The sequence below is a fragment of the Paracoccus sp. MC1854 genome (genome assembly GCF_014164635.1).
In the GTDB taxonomy this organism is placed as follows: domain Bacteria; phylum Pseudomonadota; class Alphaproteobacteria; order Rhodobacterales; family Rhodobacteraceae; genus Paracoccus.
The window spans coordinates 196,948-222,389 of sequence record NZ_JACJFU010000003.1 but is presented as its reverse complement, the minus strand read 5'-3'; the positions used below and the strand labels follow the sequence as shown (position 1 = coordinate 222,389).

Here is a 25,442-nt window from a genome sequence, read left to right as displayed (position 1 = left end):
TTCGGTTGCGCCGGATGTAGGCCCCGCCCGCCCCACTGTCAACGCCGACGCCCCGGCTGGCCAAGCCGCAAGGCGATCCATCTCGTGAAGGATGCCCCTGCCATGCTGAAATCGCTTCCGGCCCTGATGGCCGCAGCCCTGATGGCCGCGCCCGCGCTGGCGCAGGCGCCTGCCGAAACGCCCCCCGCAACGGCCGAGGCCACGGGCGCCCCCCGCGCCGATACCGTTGTCGCAACCGTGAACGGCGAGGCGATCACGCTGGGCCAGATGATCGCGATGCGCGAAAGCCTGCATTCCTCTGCAGTCGAGGGCCTGCCCGACGCGGCGCTGTGGGACCTGATGCTGGATCAGATGATCCGGCAGGCCGCCGTGGCCCAGGTCGCCGCGCAGTCGCCCAGCCCGCGCGACAAGGCCGTGCTGGAAAACGAGCGCCGCGGCTACCAGTATGCCGCCACGCTGGAAAAGGTCGCCGCCCCCGAGCCGAGCGAAGAGGAACTGCGCGCCGCCTATGACGCGGCCTTCGGCACCCAGACCGAGCCCAGGACCGAATACAGCGCCGCCCATATCCTTGTCGCGACCGAGGAGGAGGCCAGGGCCATCGCCGACGAGCTGGCGAATGGCGCCGATTTCGGGACGCTCGCCGAGGAACGGTCCACCGACAACAGCAGCGGGAACAAGGGCGATCTCGGCTGGTTCACGGCCGACATGATGGTCAAGCCCTTCGCCGACGCGGTGGTGGCGCTTGAAAAGGGCGCCATCTCTGCCCCGGTGCAGTCGCAGTTCGGCTGGCACGTCATCAGGCTGAACGATTCGCGCACTCAGACCCCGCCCGAGTTCGAAGCCGTCCGCGACCAGCTTGCCAACGAGGTCCGCCGCCAGAAGGTCGAGGCCGAGGTGCAGGCCCGCGTCGATGCCGCGACGATCGAGAAGACTCCGGGCCTCGATCCGACGCTGCTGAGCCGCAGCGAACTGCTGGACAACTGATCATGGCCAAGGACAAGAGCGATGCGAAGTCCGGGAAGAAGGCCGGAAAGGCCAAGACCAAGGACAAGGCCGTGGGGAAGAAGGCGGGGAAATCCGCCAAGCCGGTGCTCGTCTCGCCGCTGGCGCCCAAACACTTCCCCGACCTGCCGGTGATCGCGGGCGTCGAGTTCGCCTCGGGCGCGGCGGGGATCAAGTATCAGGGCCGCACCGACGTGACGCTGGTGAAGCTGCCGCCGGGAACCGCCATCGCCGGGGCCTTCACCCGGTCATCCACCCGCGCGGCCTGCGTGCTGGACTGCCAGGACAAGCTGTCGGGCAGCCAGGATACCGACCAGGGCGCGGCCATCGTGGTGAACTCGGGCAACGCCAATGCCTTCACCGGGGCCGAGGGCCAGCGCGCGGTCGATGCGGTCACGGATGCGGTGGCCCGCGCCCTGGGCGTGCCGGCGCGGCGGGTCTTCTCCTCCTCGACCGGGGTGATCGGGGAACCGCTGCCCACGCAGAGGATCACCGCCATCGTGGACCAGCTTGCGGCCGATCTGGACGAAGGCGGGATTGCCGGGGCCGCCCGCGCGATCATGACGACCGACACCTTCCCCAAGGGCGCGGGCGCCGAGATCGAGGTGGACGGCGGCACCATCCGCATCGCCGGGATCGCCAAGGGCTCGGGCATGATTGCCCCCGACATGGCGACGATGCTGGTCTATCTCTTCACCGACGCGAAGATCGAGGCGAAGCTTCTGCAGCGTATCCTGTCCTCGCAGATGGACGAGACCTTCAACGCGATCACGGTGGACAGCGACACCTCGACCTCGGACGCGCTGATCCTGGCGGCCACCGGGCGGTCTGACGCCCCCGCAATCACCGACCTGCGCAGCAAGCCCGCCCGCGCCTTCACGGATGCGCTGGGTGGCGTCATGCGCGACCTTGCCCAGCAGGTGGTCCGCGACGGCGAGGGCGCGACCAAGTTCGTCGAGGTGCAGGTGACGGGCGCGGCGAACGATGCCGACGCCCACAAGGTCGCCATGGCCATCGCCAACAGCCCGCTGGTCAAGACCGCCATCGCGGGCGAGGACGCCAACTGGGGCCGGGTCGTCGCCGCAGTCGGCAAATCCGGGGCGCAGGCCGACCGCGACCGGCTGTCGATCCGCTTAGGCGACATGGTACTGGCCGAGAACGGCTGGCGGGCGCCCGGCTATGACGAGGCCGCCGTAAGCGCCTACATGAAGCAGGACGATCTGGTGATCGGCGTCGATCTGGGCCTGGGCCGCGGCAAGCGCACGGTCTGGACCTGCGACCTGACGCATCGCTACATCGACATCAACGCCGATTACCGGTCGTAAGGGAAGCCGGGGGCTTCGCGCCCCCGAACCCCCGCGGGATATTTGGACGAAGAAGATGGACGAAGGCTTCCGCATGGTTCTGGTCGCGGCGGTCGCGCTAATCGACGCGGACGGTCGGGTGCTGCTGGCGCGGCGGCCGGAGGGCAAACCCATGGCGGGCTTGTGGGAGTTTCCGGGCGGCAAGGTCGATCCCGGAGAAACCCCCGAAGCCGCCCTGATCCGCGAGCTTGACGAGGAACTGGGCATCGAGACCTGGAACTCCTGCCTCGCGCCGCTGACCTTCGCCAGTCACGCCTATGACAGCTTCCACCTGCTGATGCCGCTTTATGCCTGCCGCCGCTGGCAGGGCACGCCCCAGCCGCGTGAAGGGCAGGAACTGGCTTGGGTGCGGGCCGCCGATCTTGCGCGCTATCCCATGCCGCCGGCTGACGTGCCACTGGTGCCGATCCTGCGCGACTGGCTGTGACCTGCGCATTTCGTCGCAGGCGCATGTGGCGCCGTTGCGTCATTCTTCCGGCTTTCCGCTGCGCCGCCTAGTTATCGCTAACCTTTCATCAACGGTTTGGCGACAATATGGGCCATGTTCCCATCAGGGGTCGGAAAGTTCGGGAGGATTGAAGGATGATTCGCACAATCACCGTGGGTAGCTGCATCTCTGTCCAAGGCATGTTCGAACGCGACATGGGCAATGGCCAGATCGCCGTTCGCGTGGGCGAGCAGACCTATGTCGGAAAACCGGTCCAGCGCTGAAATGGCAGGCAGCCAGCACAGCGGGTCGGCAGAAAGATGACGGGGCCGCTTGCCCGGCGGCCTCGTCCATGATCCCGCGCATGTCCGGCGATGCTTTCGCCGGACATGCGCGGGATGGGGCTTTCTTCAGGACAGGGCGCTTTTCTTCACATCGGGGTTGCTTGCCGAGGTGCTGGCTGGAGGCTGATCCCGAGGATCACTTCCCTTGGCCCGCGCGCCCCAATCAGACGCGTCTTCGGGTCTGCGCCGTGACGCCCTGAACGGACACCCATTTTCTCGATTTCTTCAGCAGACCACCGCCAAGCCGTCCGCCATGCTGGCGGATTCGGTTGCTGCCTCCACATCAGCACTTCCGGCTTCTTCGTCTTTCCCCATGCGGCAAAGAAAAACGGCGCGTTCCGTGGGTGGAACGCGCCGCCTGTTCTGCTTTCCGGGGCTCAGAGCTTCCGCTCGACTTCCTCGCGTTCGAAGATCTCGATGATGTCGCCCTTGCGGATGTCGTCGTAGTTTTCAAACGCCATGCCGCATTCCTGACCGGACTGCACTTCCTTGACCTCGTCCTTGAAGCGCTTGAGCGTCTTCAGCGTGCCTTCGTGGATCACCACGTTGTCGCGCAGCAGGCGCACGCCTGCGGAACGACGCGCCACGCCTTCGGTGACAAGGCAGCCAGCAACGTTGCCGACGCCGGTGACGCGGAAGACTTCCTTGATCTCGGCGTAGCCGATGAAGTTCTCGCGCACTTCGGCCGACAGCAGGCCCGAGGCCGCCGCCTTGATGTCGTCGATCAGGTCGTAGATGATCGAGTAATACCGGATCTCGACGCCCTTCTGGTTCGCGGCATTCCGCGCCGGGGCATTCGCCCGGACGTTGAAGCCGATGACCGGCGCGCTGGACGCCTCGGCAAGACCGATGTCAGATTCGGTGATCGCACCCACGCCGTAATGCAACACGCGGACGCGGACCTCTTCGTTGCCGACCTTTTCCAGCGCCTGGACGATGGCTTCGGCAGAGCCTTGCACGTCGGCCTTCACCACCACCGGCAGTTCGGCCACGCTTTCATCAGCCTTGGCCTTTGCCATCAGTTCCTGCAGCGTGGTCGCGGCACCGGCGGCGGCACGCTTGTCCTTGGCGGCCTCGCTGCGGTAGTCCGCGATCTCGCGGGCCTGCGCCTCGGTTTCCACCACGTTCAGCACGTCGCCCGCCTCGGGCGTGCCGTTCAGGCCCAGCACCTCGACCGGGGCCGAGGGACCAGCCTCGCTGACGCGCTCGCCCTTGTCGTTGATGAGCGCGCGAACCTTGCCCCACTGTTCGCCGACGACGAAGATGTCGCCCTGCTTCAGGGTGCCGTTCTGGACCAGAACCGTGGCGACGGGGCCGCGGCCCACGTCCAGCTTGGCCTCGATAACCGCGCCAAGCGCAGCGCGTTCGGGGTTGGCCTGCAGTTCCAGGATCTCGGCCTGCAGTGCAATGGCTTCCAGCAGCTCGTCGATGCCTTCACCGGTATGGGCAGAGACCTCGACGTCCTGCACCTCGCCCGACATCGCTTCGACCACGATCTCGTGCTGCAGCAGGTCCGTGCGGACCTTCTGCGGATTGGCGCTGGGCTTGTCGATCTTGTTGATCGCCACGATCATCGGCACACCCGCCGCCTTGGCGTGGTTGATGGCCTCGACCGTTTGCGGCATCACGGCGTCATCCGCCGCCACCACCAGCACGACGATATCGGTGACGTTCGCACCGCGCGCGCGCATCGAGGTGAAGGCCGCGTGGCCGGGGGTGTCCAGGAAGGTCAGCAGCGCACCCGATTCGGTCGTCACCTGATAGGCGCCGATATGCTGGGTGATGCCGCCGGCTTCGCCCGAGACGACATTGGCCTGGCGGATGCGGTCCAGCAGCGAGGTCTTGCCGTGGTCCACATGGCCCATGATCGTGACGATCGGGGCGCGGGGCTGCAGGTCCTCGGGCTTGTCCTCGACGGTGTGGATGACCTGTTCCACGTCGGCGTCAGAGACGCGGACGGCCTTGTGGCCGAATTCCTCGATCACAAGCTCGGCGGTATCTGCGTCGATGGTCTGGTTGGCCGTGACCATCATGCCCATTTTCATCAGCGACTTGATGATGTCGCCGACACGCTCGGTCATCCGGTTCGCAAGCTCACTGACAACAATGGTTTCCGGCAGTTGCACGTCGCGGAACTGCTTTTCGGCGCGCTGCGACTGGCCCATCGCCTTGGCGCGGGCCTTTTCCTGCTTGCGCTTCATCGCGGCAAGGCTGCGGACGCGCCCGCCCTCGCCCCCGGCAAGCGCCTGGGTCAGGGACAGCCGGCCGGTGCGGCGGTTTTCCTCGGCCTTGGCCTTGGCCTTGGCGTCACTGTCGCCGCTGGTATCGCGGCGGTCGCGGTCGGTGCGGCGCGGGCCCGTCGCCACGCCGGGCTTCTCGGCCCGGGCAGCAGCGGCTTCGGCCGCGGCACGGTCGGGGGTCGCGGCGCGGTCGGCGGGCTTGGCCGTGACCTCGGCCTTCTTCTGGGCACGCAGCTCGGCTTCGCGCAGCTTGCGGGCGTCCTCCTCGGCCTTGGCCTTGAGGGCTTCCTCGCGCTCGCGCTCCTCGCGCTCCTTCGCCTCGATCTCGGCGCGGCGGCGCTCGCGCTCTTCCTCGCGCGCCTTTTCCTCGGCCGCGCGGCGCGCGTTGTCCTCGGCCTCGCGCGCCTTGGCGGCGGCAAGGGCCTTGAGGCGACGCTCCATTTCGGCTTCGGTAATCCCGGCCGGGCGCTTGGACGGGTCCGAGGCCACCGAGGCAGGCGAGTTCGGCCGCAGCAAGGGATTCGGCCCCGTCGCCGGCTTGGGCGTCACGACGCGCTTGCGCTTGGTCTCGACCACCACGTTATGCGTGCGCCCGTGGCTGAAGCTCTGCTTCACCTGGCCCGAACGCCCGCCCGTGCCGCCGCCCAGACCCAGGGGCTTCTTTCCGTCTCTATCGCTCATCCGCTCTCGAATCCTTCCCGGCAACCGAATTGCCGATTTGCCCGCGCAGACCGTTCAGTCTGCTGGCGTCCCTGATAACCTTGTCGGTCAGGCCTCCACGCGCGAGCGCGCTGTGTATGACATGATCGCGCCCGAAAGCCAAACCCAATTCCGACGCCGTAAGGCACCCGAACCAGCGTCCGCCGGTCGGGGTCCACAGCTTGCCCTTGCCACGGTCCGAACCGTCGCTGGCTTGGAACAGCACCTTGGCCTTGCCGTCGGCCAGCCAGCCCTTGACCTTCTCGAATCCCGCCACGGCATCGCCGGCCTTGCGGGAAAGCGAGATCAGCTCGACCACCCGACGCGCCAGCGCCGCCTCGATCCCGTCCACGAGATCCGGCTCTGCTCTTACATGGGCCTTCGCACCGCGGGAAAACAGCCCCTTGTCGGCAGCTTTTTGCAATGCGGATCTGTCTGCCGCGACCCAGAAGCCCCGGCCCGGCAGTTTCTCGGCAAGATCGGGCACCACCATGCCGTCCGGCCCCGCGACGAATCGGATCAGCCCGGCCTTGGGCTGAACCTCGCCCGTGACGAGGCAGCGCCGTTCCGGCGGTGCCTCGCGGTCCTTTTCACGACCCCCGCGCGTCAAGCGGCATCCCGGGGCGTTACACCCCGGCCTCCTCGGTTGCGGGCTCGTCGGCCACGGGGTGCAGTTCGTCGGGGTCCACCCAGCCCAGCATGACGCGGGCGGTCATCACCATGTCCTGGGCCTGTTCCAGCGAGATGCCGAAGGGTTCCAGCAGCCCGTCGTCCTTGACGCGCTGGCCGTCCTGCGTGGTCCAGCCTCCGGCGAGTTCCCAGTCGGCGCAGGTGGCGAAGTCTTCCAGCGTCTTGACGCCGTCCTTGGCCAGCGCCTCGACCATCTGGGAGGTCAGGCCCTCGAAGGCGATCAGGCTGTCCTCGGCGCCAAGCTCGCGCGCTTTTTCCAGGGCCGCGCGGCTGGCGGCTTCCAGGTGGTCGCGGGCGCGGGCCTGAAGTTCCGCGGCCGTTCCCTCGTCCACGCCGTCGATGGACAGAAGCTCGTCGAGCTCGACGTAGGCGACTTCTTCCAGGTTGGTGAAGCCCTCGGCCACCAGAAGCTGGGCGAAGAACTCGTCCAGGTCCAGCGCATCCATAAACAACTGGGTGCGGCTGTTGAACTCGGCCTGGCGGCGCTTCGACTCCTCCTCTTCGGTAAGGATGTCGATGTCGAGACCGGTCAACTGGCTGGCCAGCCGCACGTTCTGCCCGCGCCGGCCGATTGCCAGCGAAAGCTGTTCCTCGGGGACCACGACCTCGATGCGGTTGCCGCCGTCCTCGTCCACGACGACCTTGGCGACCTCGGCCGGTTGCAGCGCGTTCACGAGGAACGTCGCCTGATCCTGCGACCACGGGATGATGTCGATCTTTTCGCCCTGAAGCTCACCGACAACGGCCTGCACACGGCTGCCGCGCATGCCGACGCAGGCGCCGACCGGGTCGATCGAGTTGTCATAGGAGATGACCGCAATCTTCGCGCGGGAACCGGGATCGCGGGCCACGGCCTTGATCTCGATGACGCCGTCGTAAATTTCCGGCACTTCCATCTTGAACAACTCGGCCATGAACTGCGGATCGGTGCGCGACAGGAAGATCTGCGGACCCCGCGCCTCGCGGCGCACGTCCTTGACATAGGCGCGGATGCGGTCGTTCGGGCGATAGCTTTCGCGGCCGATCTTTTCGTTGCGGCGCAGGATCGCCTCGCCCCGGCCCACGTCCACGATGATATTGCCGTATTCTTCCCGCTTGACGACGCCGTTGATGATGGTGCCGGCGCGGTCCTTGAATTCCTCGTATTGCCGATCGCGCTCGGCCTCGCGGACGCGCTGCAGGATCACCTGCTTGGCCGATTGCGCGGCGATGCGGCCGAGTTCCACCGGGGGCACCTGCTCCTCGAACACGTCGCCGACCTGCGGGCCGCCGGCGAAATCCGTCAGCGGGGCGCCGTCGCGCAACCAGCGGGACTGGCCCCTCGTCGGCTCGAAATAGGGCTTGGCGTCAGCGACCGAAAGCTGCGCCTGGTAGTTTTCGACCTCCTCGTCCTCGACGACGGTCCGGACGCGGGTGAAGCCCGCGTTGCCGGTCTTGCGGTCGATGCTGACGCGGATGTCCATTTCCGCGCCGTAACGCGACTTGGCCGCGCGGGCGAGGCTGTCCTCCATCGCTTCGATGACGAGGCCGGGGTCGATCATCTTTTCCCGTGCGACCGCCTCGGCGGTCTGCAGCAGTTCAAGCTGGTTGGCAGAGGTGATGGCCATCAATCACTCCTTGGTCGCGGCAGGGCCGCCTTGTTCGGTTTCGGGGTCCGGCCCCTCGTCCAATTCAATCTCGTCGAAGCCCGAATCCTCGGGGTCGATCGCCTGTCCGTCGCCGATGCCCGCGCCAGCCTCGGCACCGGGGGGCAGCGTGCCCGCCTCTTTCCGCTGCTTCAGCATCAACGCGATCAGTTCGTCGGTCAGCAGCAGCTTGGCCTCGGCCAGAAGATCGAAGTTCAGGCCGATGGTGTGGGTCTGGCCCTGCTCCTCGATGTTCAGCAGCACCTCGTCGCCTTCCACCCCGGCCAGCACGCCCTTGAAGCGCTTGCGGCCGTCGATGGGCTGGTTGGTTTCCAGCCGGGCATCATAGCCCTCGAAGGTCGCGAAGTCCTTGAGCCGCGTCAGCGGCCGGTCGATGCCGGGGCTGGAGACCTCGAGGTGATAGGCGTCCTCCAGCGGGTCCTCGACGTCCAGCGTGGCGCTGACGGCGGTCGATATCTGGGCGCAGTCCTCGACGTTGATCCCCCCTTCCGGGCGGTCGGCCATGATCTGCAGCGTGGCGGTCTTGCCCCCCTGCAAGCGGACGCGCACCAGTTCGTAGCCCATGCCCTCGATCACCGGCTGGATGATCTCGGCCAGGCGCCGGTCGATGGCGGTCTTGGCGATGAGGTCGGTCATTGTCCGATCCTGAAAATAAAAACGGGCCGTCTGGGCGGCCCGTGCAAGCATCCGGTGGGCGAGGTTTGGACCCCCGCGCCGCTGTGATGCTCATATAGCCGAAGGCGGGCCGCATTGCAAGGCCCGCGTCGGGTTTGGCTCATCATGGCCCTTCCTTCTCCTCCTCCAGCGCCGGGGGCGGCTCGCCAGCCAGGAAGTTGCCGAACTTTTCCAGCGCCGGGACGTGATCGGACAGCACCCGCATGACCACCAGCACCGGCACCGCGACCACCATGCCCAGCACCGACCACAGCCAGGCCCAGAGCGCGACGGTCAGGAACACCACGACCGGATTCAGTTGCAGCCGCCACGAGACGAAATAGGGCGTGATGAACTGCCCCTCGAAGGCGGTCAGGCCGAAATAGGTCAGCCCGACCAGGACCGCGGTCCAGCCGTCGTCGAAGACCACCAGCGCCACCAGTGCCGACCCGACATAGCCCAGCGCCGCGCCGATATAGGGGATGTAGTTCAGCACCGCCGCGGCGATCCCCCACAGCAAGGGCGAGGGCATCCCCCAGGCCCACATCGCCAGTCCCGAGGCAATACCGAGTCCCACGTTGATCAGCGTGATCGCGCCCAGATAGGACCCCAAGCTCGCCTCGATCTGGCGCAGCGCGTCATAGGACGCGCGCTTTTCCGACAAGGTGTCAAAGCTTTGCACGATCCGCAGATACAGCAGGTCGCCCGAGGCCAGCAGGAAGAACAGGAAGATCAGGGTGAAGACGGTCTGGCTGACGATGGCGGGGCCGAGATCGAAGATAATCTGGGTGATCGATGTGCCGGTGGAGGGGGCGGCGACCTCGACCCGCAATTCGTTGGTGGGGGCCTCGCCATCGGTGACCGTCGAGGAGGCGACGATGGTGCCCGAATCCTGCGCCACCACGTCCAGCCCCGTAGGGATGGTCTGGGACGGCGGCTGGCCGAGGGGCTGGCCGATGGTGCCGTCCCTGGCCACATTGGGCAGCGCGGCGGCGGGACCGGGCGGTGTCGCGGGAAGCTCGACCGTGGCGACGGTGCCCGGCGCCCCGGGCGGCACCGCCACCACGGCGGCGCTGTTGCCTGAAAGGTTTTCGGCGGCGCGCTCGATGCCGCGGAAGTTCTCGCGGAAGGTTTCATAGCGTTCCTGAAGCTGCCGGCTGATGCCGGGCGCTTCCTCGATCAGCGCGCCGGCAGGACCCGAGATGAAGAAGCCGAGCGTGCCGATGGTCGCGAGGATGCCCAGCACCACGATGCCGGCGGTGACGCCGGGCCTGATCCCGCGCCGGTCCATCCAGCGCCGGAAGGGCACGAAGACGAAGAACAGCAGCACGCCCAGGCAAACGGGCATCAGGAAGGCCCGCGCCGTCGCCAGCATCTGGAAGGCGAGGATGATGAAGATGCCGGTGACCGCCCAGTTCGCCACCGGCAAGGGTCCCTTCGGCTCGGCCTTCCGGCGGGGGAACATGTGCCGTTGCGGGGGTGTCTGCGCCATTGCCGCCCTTCCAGAGGAAATCCTTGGCCAAGACAGGCCCGGACCCGTGGAACGGCAAGGAATCCGTTTCGTTCCCACAGCTTGCCGGAAAGAACAGGGGAAAAGGCAGGGTCTGACGAAGGCAGCCTGCGCCTTGCGGGGGCGTGATCTCGGGCCTTCGGGGACCGCGGAAAGACCCATTCCGCGCCGGCCGCCGCAGCTTGGCGTGAGGATATGGACCGCAGGCCCTGCTGGCGGGGATCGGTTTTCCCGCCGGCTTTCCCCGGAAATGAAAAGGACCGACCCTCGTCGGGGCCGGTCCTTTCCCAAGGCTCAGGCTACCGCCTCAGATCGGGCGGTCGCCGTCTGCATCGATGACGCGGGTGGGCAGGCCCATCTCGCCCAGCAGTTCAAGGAAGGAACGCGCGGGCAGGTCCTCGACGTTGACCATGCGCTTCACGTCCCATTCGCCCCGCGCGATCAGGATCGCGGCGGCGACCGGGGGGACGCCGGCGGTGTAGCTGATGCCCTGCGACCCGACCTCCTCATAGGCTTCCTTGTGGTCGGCCACGTTGTAGATGAAGACCTCGCCCGGCTGGCCGTCGCGCGTGCCCTTCACGAGGTCGCCGATGCAGGTCTTGCCGGTATAGTCGGGCGCAAGGGTCGCGGGGTCGGGCAGCACCGCCTTGACGACCTTGAGCGGCACGACCTCCAGCCCTTCGGCAGTCGTCACCGGCTGCTCGGACAGCAGGCCGATGTTCTTCAGCACGGTGAAGACGTTGATGTAATGCTCGCCGAAGCCCATCCAGAAGCGCACATCCGCGTCCGGGTAGCGGGCGGGCAGCGAATGCACCTCGTCATGGCCCGAAAGATAGGCGGTGCGCTTGCCGACGACGGGCAGGTCCCATTCGCGGCCGACCTCGAACATCTTGTTCTCGCGCCATTCGCCCCCCTGCCAGGAATAGACCGTGCCGGTGAACTCGCGGAAGTTGATCTCGGGGTCGAAGTTGGTGGCGAAATAGCGGCCGTGGGTGCCGGCATTGATGTCCACGATGTCGATGGACTCGATGGTGTCGAAATACTCGTCCTCGGCCAGCCGGGCATAGGCGTTGACGACGCCCGGATCGAAGCCCGCGCCGAGGATGGCGGTCACGCCCGCCTTCTCGCAGTCCTCGCGCCGCTTCCATTCGTAGTTGCCGTACCAAGGCGGCACTTCGCAGATCTTCGCCGGGTCCTCGTGGATCGCGGTGTCGATATAGGCCGCGCCCGTGTCGATGCAGCCCTGCAGCACCGTCATGTTGATGAAGGGCGAGCCGACGTTGATGACGACCTTCGCATCCGTCTTGCGGATCAGATCGGCCACCGCCGCGCTGTCCATCCCGTCCAGCGCATGGGTCGTGATCGTGCGCCCACTGGCATGGCCTTTCGCCCTGATCCCCTCGACGATGGCGTCGGCCCGGCCTTGGGTCCGGTTCGCCATGTGGATGTCGCCGAACTCGTCGGCCCATTGCGCGACCTTGTGGGCCGAGACCTGGGCGACGCCGCCGGCACCGATGATGAGGACGTTGGGTTTGGCCACCGCAGCGGTCTCCTTTCAGGAAAATCAGGACAGCGAGTCCCGGAAATCGTCATAGCCGAAGCTGCGCACGGTCGTGATGCGACCGTCAAGCTCGCGGATGCAGATGGCGGGCATGGCCACGCCGTTGAACCAGTTCTTCTTGACCATGGTATAGCCCGCCGCGTCCTCGACGCTGATGCGGTCCCCGACCTTCAGCGGCTGCGGGAAACGCGCATCGCCGAAGATGTCGCCCGCAAGGCAGGACTTGCCCGCGATCTGGTATCCGTGGTCGCCATCCTGCGGCAGCTTGGCATTCTCTCGGTAGATCAGCAGGTCGAGCATATGCGCCTCGATCGAGCTGTCCACGATGGCGACTTCCTTGCCGTTGTTCAGGATGTCCAGCACCGTGAGTTCCAGTGTCGTGGTGCCGGTGATGCTGGCCTCGCCCGGTTCCAGGTAGACCTGCACCCCGAAGCGGTCGGAAAACGCCTTGAGCCGGTCGGCCAGCGCATCCAGCGGATAGTCCGCGCCGGTGAAATGGATGCCGCCGCCCAAGGACACCCATTCCAGCTTTTCCAGGAACCCGCCGAACTCGGATTCGATGCGGTCAAGCTGGCCCGCGAACAGGTCGAAGTCCCGGTTCTCGCAGTTGTAATGGATCATCACGCCGCTGATGCGGTCGAGCGCCTGTTCCAGCCGCGCCATGTCCCATTCGCCCAGACGCGAGAACTTCCGCGCCGGGTCGGCAAGGTCGAATCCGCTGGTCGAGAACCGCGGGTTCAGCCGCAGCCCGCGGGCGATCCCGCTTGCGCGGTCGGCAAAGCGGTCAAGCTGGCCGAGGCTGTTGAAGATGATCTTGTCGGCATAACCCACCGCCTCGTCGATCTCGTGATCGGCCCAGGCGACGGAATAGGCATGCGTTTCCCCCCCGAACTTCTCGCGCCCCAGCCGCAGCTCGTTCAGCGAGGACGAGGTGGTGCCGTCCATGTATTGCGACATCTGGTCGAAGACGCCCCAGGTCGCAAAGCATTTCAGCGCCAGCAGCGTCTTTGCGCCCGAGCGTTCGCGCAGCCGCACCATCCGGTCCATGTTCGCCTGAAGCTTCGCGCGGTCGATCAGGTAGAAGGGGGTCTTCGGTCCGGTCATCGAAGCCTCGGGCGGGAAAGGGGAAACCCGGCATATAGGGTCCGCCGCCCTGCCTGACAAGCAAGTGCGACGCCGGCATGACAGCCGGGAACATGCGCGGGGCGGTTGCGTTCCCATCCGGCACAGGCTCGGGGCGGCTCTGGCAGCCCGCGGGTTTCGCCCCTAGATTCACAAGCGCCTCACAGGAGTTTCCCATGACCGCCCGCGTCGAAATCTACGCCACCCAGAGCTGCCCTTACTGCCATGCCGCCCGCGGGCTTCTGCAGAAAAAGGGTGTGGCCTATGACCTGATCGACGTGAGCGGCGACCCGGAACGCCGGGCCGAGATGACCCAGCGCGCGAACGGCCGCCGCACGGTGCCGCAGATCTTCATCGACGGCGCCCATGTCGGCGGCTCGGACGACATCCATGCGCTGGACCGGCAGGGCAAGCTGGACCCGCTACTGGGGCTGTAAGGGCATGCGCGCGGCCCTGATCCAGCTGAACACCGGCGATGACCCGGCGGCGAACCTGCCCGTCACGCTGGATCTCCTGCGTCAGGCGGCAGCGGGCGGCGCGACGCTGCTGCTGACACCCGAGGCCACCAACATCATCACCCCCGACCGCGACCGCCAGCGCGCGGTCCTGCTGCCCGAGGCCGGGGACCCGACACTCGCCGCCCTGCGCACCGCCGCGCTTGAACTGGGGGTCTGGCTGTCCGTCGGCTCGCTGTCGCTGCGCCATGACGACCCGGCCGAGGAACGCTTCGCCAACCGCAGCTTCCTGATCGCGCCGGATGGCGGGATCGCCGCGCGCTATGACAAGATTCACATGTTCGACGTCAATATCGGCGCGGGCGAGAGCTTCTGCGAAAGCGCCTCGTTCCGGCCCGGCGACCGCGCGGTGGTGGCGCAAGGCCCCTGTCCGATGGGGCTGACGATCTGCTATGACCTGCGCTTTCCGGGGCTGTATCGTCGCCTCGCACGGGCGGGGGCAAAGATCCTGACGGTGCCCGCGGCTTTCCATCCCCGGACGGGCGAGGCGCATTGGCACGTCCTTTTGCGCGCCCGCGCCATCGAGACGGGCTGCTTCGTGCTGGCCGCGGCCCAGACGGGCACCCATCCCGCCCCCCACAGCCCCGACCGGAAGCCGCGCGAAAGCTATGGCCGCTCGCTGGCCGTTGCGCCCTGGGGCGAGGTGCTGGCGGACGCAGGCACCGAGCCCGGCGTCACGCTGGCCGATCTGGACATGGCGCAGGTGGACGACGCGCGGGCGCGCATCCCCGCATGGCGCCACGACCCGCTTGTCTGGGGACCATGAGCGACGATTCCGAATCTGCCGCCGCGCTGGCCGCGAGCCTTTTCGCCGAGGTCATCGTCAGCGAGCAGATGGCCCGCGCGCTTGTCACCCGCGCCCTGCCCCGCGGGATGCAACTGTCGCATTTCTCGGTGCTGAACCTGCTCGCCCATCTGAACGAGGAACGCACGCCGGCCCAACTGGCCGATGCCTTCCACGTCAACCGCAGCGCCATGACCAACACCGTCGGCCGGCTGGAATGGGCCGGCCACGTCCATGTCCGTCCTGACTGGAACGACGCGCGGCGCAAATGGGTGGGGATCAGCCCGTCGGGCCGGGCGGCGCGGGATGCGGCGCTGGCGGCCTTCCTGCCGCACCTGACCGAGATCGTCCGCGACATCGGCCCCGCCGAGGTCCGCCGCGCCCTGCCCGTCCTGCGTCGGCTGCGCGAACGTCTTGAGGAGGAGGCGTAGGCCCTACTGCCTGACCCCGGTCATCAGGTAATTCACCGACAGGTCGCGCTTGGACAGCGACCATGACCAGCCCAGCGGGTTGAAGACCATCCCGCTGCGGTCCACCACCCGCACGCCTGCCGCGTCGAACATGGCCCCAAGCTCGGTCGGGCGGATGAAGCGCGACCATTCATGCGTCCCGCGCGGCAGCCATCGCATGATCCACTCGGCCCCGACAATGGCCGCGGCAAAGCTTTGCGGCGTGCGGTTGAGGGTCGATGCGACCAGCAGCCCGCCCGGCCGCAGCAGACGCGCGCAGGTGGTGATGAACTCCTGCGGGTCGGCGACATGCTCGACGATCTCAAGCGCCAGCACCACGTCGAAGCGGGCGCCTTCGGCCAGGATCGCCTCGGCCGTGGTCGCGCGATAGTCGATGGCAAGGTCCGACTGCGCGGCATGAACGCGGGCGACCTCGATGTTCTCGGCCGCGGCATCGGCGCCCGTGACCTCGGCCCCCAGCCGCGCCATGGGTTCCGCCACCAGCCCGCCGCCGCAGCCGATATCCAGCAGCCGCAGCCCCTCGAAGGGCCGGCGAGCTTTCCGGTCGCGCCCGAACTCGGCGGTGATCTGGCCGGCGATATAGTCCAGCCGCAGCGGGTTCAGCATGTGCAGGGGCTTGAACTTGCCGGCGGGGTCCCACCACTCGGCCGCCATCGCCTGGAACTTGGCGACCTCGCCCGCATCGATGCTGCTCTGTCCGGTCATCTCGCTTCTCCGTCTGGTGCCGATTGGCCTTGGCCCGGCGAGCGGTATATATCTCAGCCATGGACCGTATGGCAGACCGAAACGCCGCGTCACCCTCGCATGGCCGGCTCTACCCCCCGATCGAGCCCTTCGACGCGCGCATGATCGACCGCGGCGACGGCCACCGGCTGTATGTCGAGCAATGCGGCAACCCAAATGGCCGCCCGGTGATCGTCCTGCACGGGGGACCGGGGGGCGGCTGCAGCCCGATGATGCGCCGCTTCTTCGACCCCCATCACTGGCGGGTCGTGCTGTTCGACCAGCGCGGCTGCGGCCGCTCGGTTCCCCATGCGAGCGTCATCAGAAACACGACCGCGCATCTGCTGTCCGACATCGACACGATCCGCGAAAAGCTCCGCCTCGGCCCCGCCGTCCTTTTCGGCGGCTCCTGGGGGGCGACGCTGGCCCTGGCCTACGGGCAGCACCGGCCCGAGGCGGTCTCGGCCTTTGTGCTGCGCGGGGTCTTCCTTGGCCGCCAGTCGGAACTCGACTGGTTCTATGGCGGCGGCGCGGGGCGGTTCTGGCCGGAGCTCTGGGCGCGCTTCCAGGGGGCCATTCCCCTTGCCGAACAGGACGATCTCATCGCCGCCTACCACCGCCGCCTGTTCAGCGGCGATGCCTCGGTCGAGACGCGCTACGCGATGCCCTGGCTTGCCTGGGAAAACGCGCTGGCGGGCCTCGACACCGGCGCGCCCTCGCACGCGCCCCCGGCCTATGCGCGCACCTTCGCACGGCTGGAAAACCATTATTTCGTCAACGCCTGCTTCCTCGACGACAACCAGCTTCTGCGCGACCGCCACCGGATCGAGCACCTGCCCGCCGTGATCGTCCAAGGCCGCTACGACATGGTCTGCCCGCCGATCGGCGCATGGGAACTCGCGCAAGGCTGGGCAAAGGCCGAGCTGCGGATGATCCCCGCATCGGGCCATGCCCTGACCGAGCCGCGAATCGCCGCCGAACTCGTCCGCGTCCTGCAGACGATGGCCGGGATCGACTGACGCAAACGTCCCTCCTCGGGCCGGATTGAAATATCCCGGGGTCCGGGGCAGAGTCCCGGTCCGGCCGAGAAGTTCACGCCCCTTTGGGTTTTTGCCGGTCCTTGTGCTTCGCCAGCGACCCGGTCTGGCGCTTGTTCGACTTGTCCTTGTAGGGGTTCTTCGTCCCTTGGTCGCGGAAGGTCAGCCGGATCGGCGTTCCGGGCAGGTCGAAGTCCTGCCGCAGCCCGTTGACCAGATACCGGCGATAGCTTTCCGGGATCTCGTCGGTATGCGTCGCCATGACGACAAAGCCCGGCGGCCGAGTCTTCACCTGCGTCATGTAGCGCAGCCGGATGCGGCGGCCGCCCGGCGCGGGCGGCGGATGCGCCTCGGTCATGGCGGTCAACCACTGGTTCAGCCGCGCCGTGCCGATGCGGCGGTTCCAGACTTCATGCGCCTTCAGCACCGCATTGTGCAGCCGGTCCAGCCCCTTGCCCGTCCGGGCCGAAACCGTCACCAGAGGCGCGCCCTTCAACTGCGGCAACAGCCGCTCGAAGGCTTCGCGCAACTCGTTCAGCTTGTGCGACTTATCCTCTTCCAAGTCCCACTTGTTCGCCGCGACCACGACCGCCCGCCCTTCGGTTTCCGCGAAATCGGCGATGCGCAGATCCTGCTGCTCGAAGGGGATGGCCACGTCCAGCAGGACCACCACCACCTCGGCAAAGCGCACGGCCCGCAGCCCGTCGGCCACGGAAAGCTTTTCCACCTTGTCGGTGATCCGCGCCTTCTTCCGCATCCCGGCAGTGTCGAAGATGCGGACCGGGGTGCCCATGAACTGGGACCGCACCGAGATCGAATCGCGGGTGATCCCCGCTTCGGGGCCGGTCAGCAGCCGGTCCTCGCCGATGATCTTGTTGATGAGCGTCGATTTCCCGGCGTTCGGCCGCCCGATCACCGCAATCTGCAAGGGGCGGGTTTCGCTCGGACGCCAATCCTCGGCCCCCTCGCCCGATTCCGCCTGCTCGTCGGTCAGGGTGACGTCGGTTTCGGGCGTGATCGGCGCGGGACGCTCGGATTCGACGATCTCGGACAGCGGCTTCAGGGCGCGATACAGGTCCTCCAGCCCCTCGCCATGCTCGGCCGAGATCCGCAGCGGCTCGCCCAGACCCAGCGACCAACCTTCGGTCGCGCCAGCCTCACCCGCCGCCCCTTCGGCCTTGTTGGCGGCTAGGATGACGTGCTTCGCCCTCCGCCGCAGGATGTCGGCGAAATATTCGTCGGCCGCCGTCACGCCCACGCGCGCGTCCATCACGAACAGGCAGATGTCGGCCTCGTCCACCGCGCGTTCGGTCAGCCGCCGCATCCGGCCCTGCAGCGAATCGTCCTCGACCATCTCCAGCCCGGCCGAATCGATCACGACAAAGCGCAGGTCGCCCAAGCGCGCGTCGCCCTCGCGCAGGTCGCGGGTGACGCCGGGCTGGTCATCGACCAGCGCCAGCCGCTTGCCGACAAGGCGGTTGAACAGGGTGGACTTGCCGACATTGGGCCGCCCGACGATGGCGAGGGTGAAGCTCATCAGCGGAACGCGTGCAGGCGGCCGTCGCGGCCGGAAACATAGATCGTGCCGCCCGAGACGACGGGCGCGGTCGCCGCCCCGCCGGGGATCGGCGCCTGCCCGACCAGCGCGCCCGAGCGGGGGTCGAAGCTGCGCAGCACCCCGTCGGATGAGGCGACGAACAGCCGGCCCCCCGCCAGCACCGGGCCGTAGTGGACATGGATATCGTCCTGCCGCCGCACCCGTTCCGCCCTGTAATAGGGCAGCGGCACCGCGAAGATGCGCCCGCCGGTCGCCGCGTCCAGCCGCACCAGTTGCGCCTGGTCGTTGACCGCGAAGATCGAGCCGCCGGCGACCAGCACCGGGCTGTTCGCCCCGTCCTGTTCGTTCCACAGCGGCAGCCCCGTCGCGCGGTCGAAAGCAGCGATGCGCCCCGAGGACGAGCCCGCCAGCACCACATCGCCCGCGATCACCGGATCGCCCGTCAGGTCGCGGATGAAGGCGATGGCGCGGCCGCGGCGGGTGCCGGCGACCTGCGCGCTCCACCGTTCGACGCCGGTGGCGGTGTCGACGGCCAGCAACTGCCCCGAGGCGAAGGGGAAGACGGCAAGATCGCCATCCACCGCGGGCGCGGACACCCCCGTCACGCCCGACTGCGCGTTGATGCCGGATACGGTCCACAGCACCCTGCCGTCCGAGGCCCGCACTGCCCAGCCGGTCGAATCTCGGCCTGCCACATAGACCACGCCGTTCTGCACCGTGGGCGCGCCGCCGATCGGCGCCTCGACCCGCTGCCGCCAGAGGATGCCGCCCGAGCCTGCGTCCAGCGCCACAAGCTCGCCATAGGCCGTGGTCACGAAGACGCGCCCCCCCTCATAGGCGATGCCGCCGCCGGACACGCTGTCGCCCCGCTCGGTCGCAGGGGTCAGGTCGCGGGTCCAGGCGGTGCCGCCGTTCAGCGCCGTGGCCGCCACCTGCACGCGGCTGTCCAGCGTGAAGACGCGCCCGCCTGCCACAACCGGATCGGCGCCGATGCGGTGACGCCGCCCCGAGGGCTGGCCGATGGGGGCCGACCACAGCGGCTGCAGCCCGGTCCCGGCCAGCACGGAATGCGGGATCAGATGCGCCGGATTCGCCGCCCGGGTGGTCCATTCGACCGAACGCGGCGCGGGCAGGTTCAGCGCTGTCGAACTGACGCCGGCGGGTCCGTCAACCGCGGGGCCTTCGGCCGAGGCGATCTCGCGCGGGTCAAGCCGGACGCCGGGCAGGATCGTGTCGCGCGACTGGCAGGCTGCCAGGGCGGTCAGGGCGGTCAGGGGCAGCAGCAGCGCGTTCAGTCTGGTCATCTCGGGCTCCGGGTGGCGGCGCAGGCGAGGGATGGAGGGTTCAGCCGGCCACCGCCGGCATCACCCCGGCCGGGGGCGTGGAATCGGGGGCGGTCAGGCTGTCCGTTCCCGGTTCGGGATCGACGCCGAGGGTTATCAGATGCTCGGCCAGCCGCTGGTGCATCTGCTGGCTCAGCCCGTCCTTCTGCTGGATCTGGCGGATCAGCGTCACCGCGTCATCCCGGCGCCCCGCGCCCGACAGCGCCACAGCCTTGAGTTCCAGCGCGATCAGTTCGAACGGCGCTCCGGAGGCCGAAAGCCGCGCCAGCACGGCGTCGCGGGTGGCGGGGTCCATCCCCGCCCCCTGCGCGATCACCGACTTCAGCGCGGCCAGGTCCCTGACAACCGCGTCGTCGCCCGCCTTGATCGCCGCCGCGTCGAACCGCTGCGCGGCTTCCGCGACATTTCCGGCCTCGACCAGCGCATTGGCGGCCAGGATGTCGCGCAGCACCGTCTGGCGGACGCTGCCGGCCGGAACCTCGGCCAGCGCCTGCGCACGGGCGGCCGCATCGCCCGAGGCCCCGGCAGCAAGGATGGCGTCGCCGAAGTCCTGCGCCGCCGCCGTATCGCGGGCCCGGGAATATTCGCGCCATGCGGCGCCCGCGACCAGCGCCACGACCAGCAGAAGCGCGATCCAGCCATAGCGGCGCAGCATCAGGAACAGCCGGTCGCGGCGCAGATCCTCGGTCACCTCGTCGATGAAACGGTCGTTCTGGTTCGCCATGCGCGGCCGCTTTCCCTGCCCTTTGTCGTCGATGCTGCCCTTCTACACATGGCCGGGGCGGTTTGCCAACGCTTGCGCGGGATGTCGGCCCCTGTGTCCTGATCGGAACCGCTTCCCCTTGCAAGGCGTTGTCGGGGCAGCGAGACTACACCGTGACGTGTAGCACAAACCCCTGAAAGGACTGCAAACATGGCTTTCACCCTGCCTGATCTGCCTTATTCCCACGACGCGCTGGCCAGCGGCGGGATGTCCAAGGAGACGCTGGAATATCACCATGACAAGCACCACAAGGCTTATGTCGACAAGCTGAACGAGCTGATCGCGGGAACCGAGTGGGAAAACGCCTCGCTCGAAGAAATCGTCAAGGGCAACTACAAGGAAGGCGCGGTCGCCCAGAACGGCATCTTCAACAACGCCAGCCAGCACTGGAACCACGCCCAGTTCTGGGAGATGATGGGCCCGAACCCCGGCAAGATGCCCGGCAACCTTGAATCCGCGATCACCGAATCTTTCGGCTCGGTCGCCGACTTCAAGAAGAAGTTCGCCTCCGAGGGCGTGGCGCAGTTCGGCTCGGGCTGGGTCTGGCTGGTCCGCAACAGCCAGGGCGGGCTTGAGATCACCAAGACCGAGAACGGCGTCAACCCGCTGTGCAAGGGCCAGACGGCGCTTCTGGGCTGCGACGTGTGGGAGCATTCCTATTACATCGACTTCCGCAACGCCCGCCCCAAGTATCTGGAAAACTTCCTTGAGAATCTCGTGAACTGGGAAAACGTCGCCTCGCGGATGTGAGTGACGCGACATGACGAAGGCCCGCCACAAGTGGCGGGCCTTTTGCTTTCGTCAGAAGCCGGTTGGTTGAACAATTTGAAGTCTCGAAGGCGCGAAGAAGAACCTCAAGCTACGTCCATGGCGGAAGGCCGAGCGACCGGGGGCAACGCCTTCTTGGCATCAAAGCCGATCAGCGAGGGACCGGGTTCGTGCCGGCCACGGGCTTTCGGGTGGCCGGCGGTATCCGCAGCTTGCAAGCGGATGTCATCCGGTCAGAAGGCGCTTTCTGACGCTCTGCCGTCCTCGCTTGCTGACGCCCCTTGCAGGGTTGCCTCAGCGTGGGTCCAGTTGCGTTCCCGGAGCCGCCGCGCCTTCCAGCACCTGCCTCAGGTAGTCGGTAATCGCGCGGAAGGCGACGATGCGCCATCCATCCCCCTGCCGCCACAAGGCGCAGGCCACCTGAGCGGCGCGGGTGCGGCGGACGGCGTCTTCGGGCAGCGTCCCGAAATCAACGGGGCAGAGCTTGGCCAGCACCTGCTCGGGCGCCTGCCCCGCCAGGTCGAAGACGCAGCGCATGTCGCTGACATCCTGCACCAGCGCATGCTCGGTCGAAAGCGCGTCGGCCAGGGCGGAAAGCGCCTCGGGCATCCCTGCATGGGGCAGGATCAGCAGCAGTTCATCCGGCGACATCCAGCCGAGCCAGCGGCTGCCAGCGGTGGTGAAGCGCAGCTTGTCGGGAATCGCCAAGCCCGCCGCCGCAGCGATGGAATCGGCCGCGCGGTCCAGGTCGGCGCGGATCAGGATCATGCCGAGGCCGTGGACCTGGGTGATGGCTGCCAAGGCGTCAGACATTCGCGGCGGCCCCTTCCTTGTCATGGAACACCGGATCGACGATGCGGGCACGGAACGTATCCTTCTGCACCGGGAACTCCAGCACCTCTCCCATCCGCTCGGGGCCGTGCCGCACCAGTCCCATGGCGATCGGCGCCTTCAGCGTCGGCGACCAGTAGGTCGAGGTCACGCGGCCCTGCGTGTTCCGCTGTCCGTTGGCATTCACCCCTTCGGCCACGGCCAGCGCCCCGTCCGGCAGCACCCGTCCATCGAGGCTCTCCAGCCCCACCAGCCGCCAGCGGTCGGGGTCCGCCATGAAGCGGCGTTCCTGCGCGCGCTTGCCGATATAGTCGGGCTTTTTCGTCGAGATGGCCCAATTCATTCCCAGATCCTGCGGGATCACTGTGCCGTCAGTCTCGTCCCCGATCATGATGAAGCCCTTTTCGGCGCGCATCACATGCATCGCCTCGGTGCCATAGGGGGTGATGCCGAACTCGGCCCCGGCCTCGTGCAGCTTTTCCCATATCTCAAGCCCGCGGTTGGCGGGCACGGCGATCTCGAAGGACAGCTCGCCCGAGAAGCTGATGCGGTAGATGCGGGCGGGGACGCCCGCCAGATGGCCTTCCGCGAAACTCATGAAGGGCAGCGCCTCGGCGGACAGGTCCATGCCGCCCAGCTTTTCCAGCACCATGCGCGCTTTCGGACCGGCAACGGCGACCTGGGCGAATTGCTCGGTGATGTTGGCGGTGTAGACCTTCCAGTCCCACCACTCGCATTGCAGCCAGTCCTCCATATACCCGTGGATGCGGTCGGCGCCCCCTGTGGTGGTGTGGCAGAGCCATGTGTCCTCGGAGAGCCTGACCGCCACGCCGTCATCGACAAGGAAGCCGTTTTCCGAACACATCAATCCGTAGCGGCACTTGCCGACCGGAAGGCTGGACATCATCCCGGTATAGATCATGTCGAGGAAGCGGCCCGCATCCGGTCCTTTCACAAGGATTTTTCCCAGCGTCGAGGCATCGAGCGTCCCCACCCCGGCCCGAACGGCCAAGATTTCGCGGTTCACGGCATCCCGGTGGCCTTCGCCCGTGCGGGGATAGCAGTAGGCTCGGCGCCACAGGCCGACAGGCTCCCAATGGGCGCCATGGAATTCGTGCCAGTCATGGATTGGGGTACGGCGCAGGGGCTGGAAGACCTCACCCCTTGCCTCGCCCGCGATGGTGCCCAGAGTCAGGGGCGTGTAGGGCGGGCGGAAGGTCGTCGTGCCAGTCGCGGCGATAGGTTGATCCAGAGTCGAGGACAAGATAGCAAGTCCGTTGATGTTGCTGATCTTTCCCTGATCCGTCGCCATGCCGAGCGTGGTATAGCGTTTTGCGTGTTCCACACTGGCATAGCCTTCCAGCGCGGCAAGCTGGACGTCGGAAACCTTGACGTCGTTCTGATAGTCCAGCCACATCTTGAAGCGCGCCTTGGGTGTGGCGTTCTCGGGCATGACCCAGACCGGCAAGATCGGCGCCTCGGGTCCGGCATCGCTCAGCCCGGCCACCCTCAGATCGCCCGCGGCCGCACCCGCCGACAGCACGTTCGGCTGTCCGTTCGCGCCAACTGGCGGGCGGTCGGGGTCGGGGGCGAACAGCGCCTGATCCTCATGCCACTGCAGTTTGCCGCCGCAATGGCTCCACAGGTGGACGACCGGGGACCAGCCGCCCGACATGGCGATCACGTCGCAGGCGATGGTTTCCAGCGGCTCGCCCGCGCCCTGATGCGCGCAAAGCGTCAGGCCCTCGACACCGTGCTTGCCCTGCACCGCAGCGATGCCCTTTCCTTCCGCGATCCGCACCCCGCGGTCGCGCAGAAGGCGGGGCAGCGGCCCGTCGACGGCAGGCCGGGCGTCGATCACGACGGGCACCTCAAGCCCCGCATCCAACGCCGCTAGCGCCGTGCGGTAGGCGTCGTCGTTGTTCGTCACCACGGCGATGCGGCGGCCGGGCGCCACGCCGTAATCCGCGATGTAGTCGCGCACGGCCGAGGCCAGCATCACGCCCGGCACATCGTTGCCCGCAAAGGCCAGCGGCCGTTCCAGCGCCCCGGCCGCGTTGACGACCCGCCCGGCCCGGATGCGCCACAGGCGCTGGCGCGGGATGTTCGCGTGGGGTTCGTGGTCGGCCAGATGCTCTCGTGCGAGCAGGTAGCCGTGATCGTAAAGCCCCGTCGCCATGGTGTTGCGGCGCAGGGTGACATTGGGCAGGGCGCGCAGTTCCGCCAGCAGGGCCTCGATGAGATCCGTGCCGTCGGGATGATCGACCGGGCTGCGGCCGCCCCAATGGGGCTGCTGTTCCAGCAGGATCACGCGACCGCCCGTCCGCGCAGCCTCGCGGGCCGCCGCAAGCCCGGCAATTCCGCCGCCCACCACGACGACCTCGGCAAAGGCATAGGCCTGCTCATAGTGGTCGGCGTCGGGCAGCTTCGGCGCGCGGCCAAGGCCCGCGGCGCGGCGGATCACCGGCTCGAACACCCGCTTCCAGGCGGCGCGGGGATGGATAAAGGTCTTGTAATAGAAGCCCGCCGGAAAATACCGCCACAGCCTGTCGTTGATGACCCCCCAGTCTCGGTTCAGGCTGCCCCAGGCGTTCTGGCTGACCGCGACCATGCCATCGACAAGCGGCGTGGTGGTGGCGCGCTGGTTCGGTTCGAACCTCGCGCCCTCGCCCAGGCCCAAAAGGGCATTTGGCTCCTCGACGCCCGAGGCCACGGGGCCGCGCGGGCGGTGATACTTGAAGCTGCGCCCCATCAGAAGCTGGCCATTCGCCAGCAGCGCCGAGGCGAGCGTGTCCCCGGCAAACCCGTCCATGCCGCGGCCGTCGAAGCGGAACCGGCGCGGCTGGGCGCGGTCGATCAGGCGGCCGCCCTGGGACAGGCGGAAGGGCGCGGTGCGTCTGGTCATGCGATGGTGTCCCGCGTGGGCGTTGGGTTCGGGGCGGGATCGCGCTCGACCCCCGGCGCGCTGTCATCCTCCAGCGGCTCGGGCGGTGGCTGCCAGCCGGGTCGGGCCGCGCGGATCCTGGCTATCAGGGGATCGGGCGGGCCGTCGCATTGCGGCGGGTAGGTGCCGAAGACCTGCAGGGTCGCGGTGTCGCGGGCGGCAAGGAACCACTTGCCGCAGCCGTAGACATGGCGCCAGCGTTCGAAATGCACGCCCCTGGGGTTGCGGCGCCCGAACAGGTAGGTTTCGAAATCCGCGTCCGACGAGCCGGGACCGAAGCGTTTCAGATGCGCCTCGCCGCCCGGCGCAAGCTCGGTTTCCTCGGCGGCTACGCCGCAGAAGGGGCAGGTCAGGGTCAGCATGGAACGCAGGTCCTTCCAGTCGGGACAGTGCAACGCGAAAGGCCCCGCGCGCGGGACGCGCGGGGCATGCTGCGGAACGCGACCG

General features: G+C 67.7%; 23 protein-coding genes. 9 read left to right on the top strand and 14 right to left on the bottom strand.

Annotation, left to right across the window (positions count from 1 at the left end; genetic code table 11):
- Positions 1-102 precede the first annotated feature (102 nt).
- The 4 genes from H5395_RS04390 (at position 103) to H5395_RS18780 (ending at position 3,077) form a co-directional block, all read left to right on the top strand.
- Entirely contained in the window at positions 103-984 is an 882-nt protein-coding gene (locus H5395_RS04390; protein WP_255440512.1) for a peptidylprolyl isomerase, read from the top strand.
- Between the two features lie 2 nt (positions 985-986).
- Positions 987-2,327, top strand: a complete 1,341-nt coding sequence (argJ, locus tag H5395_RS04385) for a bifunctional glutamate N-acetyltransferase/amino-acid acetyltransferase ArgJ (RefSeq protein ID WP_182791294.1) — start codon at positions 987-989, stop codon at positions 2,325-2,327.
- Positions 2,328-2,382: 55 nt separating this feature from the next.
- Positions 2,383-2,793 carry an 8-oxo-dGTP diphosphatase MutT gene (gene mutT / locus H5395_RS04380; protein ID WP_182791293.1) on the top strand — a complete coding sequence of 137 codons (411 nt, stop codon included), beginning with the start codon at positions 2,383-2,385 and terminating at the stop codon, positions 2,791-2,793.
- A 155-nt stretch (positions 2,794-2,948) separates the two neighbouring features.
- On the top strand, positions 2,949-3,077 hold the full coding sequence (locus tag H5395_RS18780; protein WP_255434732.1) for a hypothetical protein: 129 nt from the start codon (positions 2,949-2,951) through the stop codon (positions 3,075-3,077).
- A gap of 437 nt (positions 3,078-3,514) precedes the next feature.
- On the opposite strand, the gene infB is transcribed toward H5395_RS18780, so the two are convergent.
- The 7 genes from infB to H5395_RS04345 all read right to left on the bottom strand — a co-directional run bounded on the left by infB (position 3,515) and on the right by H5395_RS04345 (position 13,241).
- Positions 3,515-6,058, bottom strand: coding sequence for a translation initiation factor IF-2 (infB, locus tag H5395_RS04375; protein WP_182791292.1), 2,544 nt, complete (start codon positions 6,056-6,058; stop codon positions 3,515-3,517).
- Positions 6,048-6,686, bottom strand: coding sequence for an RNA-binding protein (locus tag H5395_RS04370; RefSeq protein WP_182791291.1), 639 nt, complete (start codon positions 6,684-6,686; stop codon positions 6,048-6,050). Before H5395_RS04370 ends, infB begins: the two co-directional genes overlap by 11 nt.
- Positions 6,687-6,702: 16 nt before the next feature.
- Entirely contained in the window at positions 6,703-8,373 is a 1,671-nt protein-coding gene (gene nusA, locus H5395_RS04365; RefSeq protein ID WP_182791290.1) for a transcription termination factor NusA, read from the bottom strand.
- A gap of 3 nt (positions 8,374-8,376) precedes the next feature.
- Positions 8,377-9,048, bottom strand: a complete 672-nt coding sequence (gene rimP, locus H5395_RS04360) for a ribosome maturation factor RimP (RefSeq protein ID WP_182791289.1) — start codon at positions 9,046-9,048, stop codon at positions 8,377-8,379.
- Positions 9,049-9,190: 142 nt separating this feature from the next.
- Entirely contained in the window at positions 9,191-10,558 is a 1,368-nt protein-coding gene (locus H5395_RS04355) for an AI-2E family transporter (protein ID WP_255440510.1), read from the bottom strand.
- Between the two features lie 325 nt (positions 10,559-10,883).
- Positions 10,884-12,116, bottom strand: coding sequence for a saccharopine dehydrogenase family protein (locus H5395_RS04350; RefSeq protein WP_182791288.1), 1,233 nt, complete (start codon positions 12,114-12,116; stop codon positions 10,884-10,886).
- Positions 12,117-12,140: 24 nt separating this feature from the next.
- Positions 12,141-13,241: a carboxynorspermidine decarboxylase gene (locus tag H5395_RS04345; protein WP_182791287.1), complete on the bottom strand. Its 1,101-nt coding sequence runs from the start codon at positions 13,239-13,241 to the stop codon at positions 12,141-12,143.
- Between the two features lie 194 nt (positions 13,242-13,435).
- On the opposite strand from H5395_RS04345, the gene grxC reads away from it, so the two are divergent.
- The 3 genes from grxC to H5395_RS04330 are packed head-to-tail and all read left to right on the top strand — an operon-like array spanning position 13,436 to position 14,989.
- On the top strand, positions 13,436-13,696 hold the full coding sequence (gene grxC / locus H5395_RS04340) for a glutaredoxin 3 (RefSeq protein WP_182791286.1): 261 nt from the start codon (positions 13,436-13,438) through the stop codon (positions 13,694-13,696).
- A 4-nt stretch (positions 13,697-13,700) separates the two neighbouring features.
- Positions 13,701-14,540 carry a carbon-nitrogen hydrolase family protein gene (locus tag H5395_RS04335; protein ID WP_182791285.1) on the top strand — a complete coding sequence of 280 codons (840 nt, stop codon included), beginning with the start codon at positions 13,701-13,703 and terminating at the stop codon, positions 14,538-14,540.
- A complete protein-coding gene (locus H5395_RS04330; RefSeq protein WP_182791284.1) occupies positions 14,537-14,989 on the top strand; it encodes a MarR family winged helix-turn-helix transcriptional regulator in 453 nt (150 codons plus the stop codon). Before H5395_RS04335 ends, H5395_RS04330 begins: the two co-directional genes overlap by 4 nt.
- Positions 14,990-14,992: 3 nt before the next feature.
- Here the strand turns inward: H5395_RS04330 and ubiG are convergent, their stop codons facing one another.
- A complete protein-coding gene (ubiG, locus tag H5395_RS04325; protein WP_182791283.1) occupies positions 14,993-15,733 on the bottom strand; it encodes a bifunctional 2-polyprenyl-6-hydroxyphenol methylase/3-demethylubiquinol 3-O-methyltransferase UbiG in 741 nt (246 codons plus the stop codon).
- Positions 15,734-15,792: 59 nt separating this feature from the next.
- Between ubiG and pip the strand changes: the two genes are divergently transcribed.
- Positions 15,793-16,770 carry a prolyl aminopeptidase gene (gene pip / locus H5395_RS04320; protein ID WP_182791282.1) on the top strand — a complete coding sequence of 326 codons (978 nt, stop codon included), beginning with the start codon at positions 15,793-15,795 and terminating at the stop codon, positions 16,768-16,770.
- A gap of 73 nt (positions 16,771-16,843) precedes the next feature.
- On the opposite strand, the gene der is transcribed toward pip, so the two are convergent.
- From der to H5395_RS04305, 3 genes are read right to left on the bottom strand one after another with little or no spacing between them, the layout of a single operon-like run.
- Positions 16,844-18,325, bottom strand: coding sequence for a ribosome biogenesis GTPase Der (der, locus tag H5395_RS04315; protein ID WP_182791281.1), 1,482 nt, complete (start codon positions 18,323-18,325; stop codon positions 16,844-16,846).
- Positions 18,325-19,650, bottom strand: coding sequence for a PQQ-like beta-propeller repeat protein (locus H5395_RS04310; RefSeq protein WP_182791280.1), 1,326 nt, complete (start codon positions 19,648-19,650; stop codon positions 18,325-18,327). The genes der and H5395_RS04310 overlap by 1 nt, the downstream gene beginning before the upstream one ends.
- Before the next feature lie 40 nt (positions 19,651-19,690).
- Positions 19,691-20,413 carry a hypothetical protein gene (locus tag H5395_RS04305; protein ID WP_182791279.1) on the bottom strand — a complete coding sequence of 241 codons (723 nt, stop codon included), beginning with the start codon at positions 20,411-20,413 and terminating at the stop codon, positions 19,691-19,693.
- A 189-nt stretch (positions 20,414-20,602) separates the two neighbouring features.
- On the opposite strand from H5395_RS04305, the gene H5395_RS04300 reads away from it, so the two are divergent.
- Entirely contained in the window at positions 20,603-21,202 is a 600-nt protein-coding gene (locus H5395_RS04300; RefSeq protein ID WP_182791278.1) for a superoxide dismutase, read from the top strand.
- Between the two features lie 312 nt (positions 21,203-21,514).
- Here H5395_RS04300 and H5395_RS04295 read toward each other — a convergent pair whose 3' ends face one another.
- Genes H5395_RS04295 through H5395_RS04285 form a run of 3 tightly spaced genes read right to left on the bottom strand, consistent with a single transcriptional unit; the run spans position 21,515 to position 25,357 of the window.
- Positions 21,515-22,033: a sarcosine oxidase subunit gamma gene (locus H5395_RS04295; RefSeq protein ID WP_182791277.1), complete on the bottom strand. Its 519-nt coding sequence runs from the start codon at positions 22,031-22,033 to the stop codon at positions 21,515-21,517.
- Complete coding sequence (locus H5395_RS04290) at positions 22,026-24,956, bottom strand: sarcosine oxidase subunit alpha family protein (protein WP_182791276.1); 2,931 nt, start codon at positions 24,954-24,956, stop codon at positions 22,026-22,028. Before H5395_RS04290 ends, H5395_RS04295 begins: the two co-directional genes overlap by 8 nt.
- The gene (locus H5395_RS04285; protein ID WP_182791275.1) at positions 24,953-25,357 is read right to left on the bottom strand and encodes a sarcosine oxidase subunit delta; all 405 of its coding nucleotides are present in this window, start codon (positions 25,355-25,357) and stop codon (positions 24,953-24,955) included. Before H5395_RS04285 ends, H5395_RS04290 begins: the two co-directional genes overlap by 4 nt.
- Positions 25,358-25,442 lie beyond the last annotated feature (85 nt).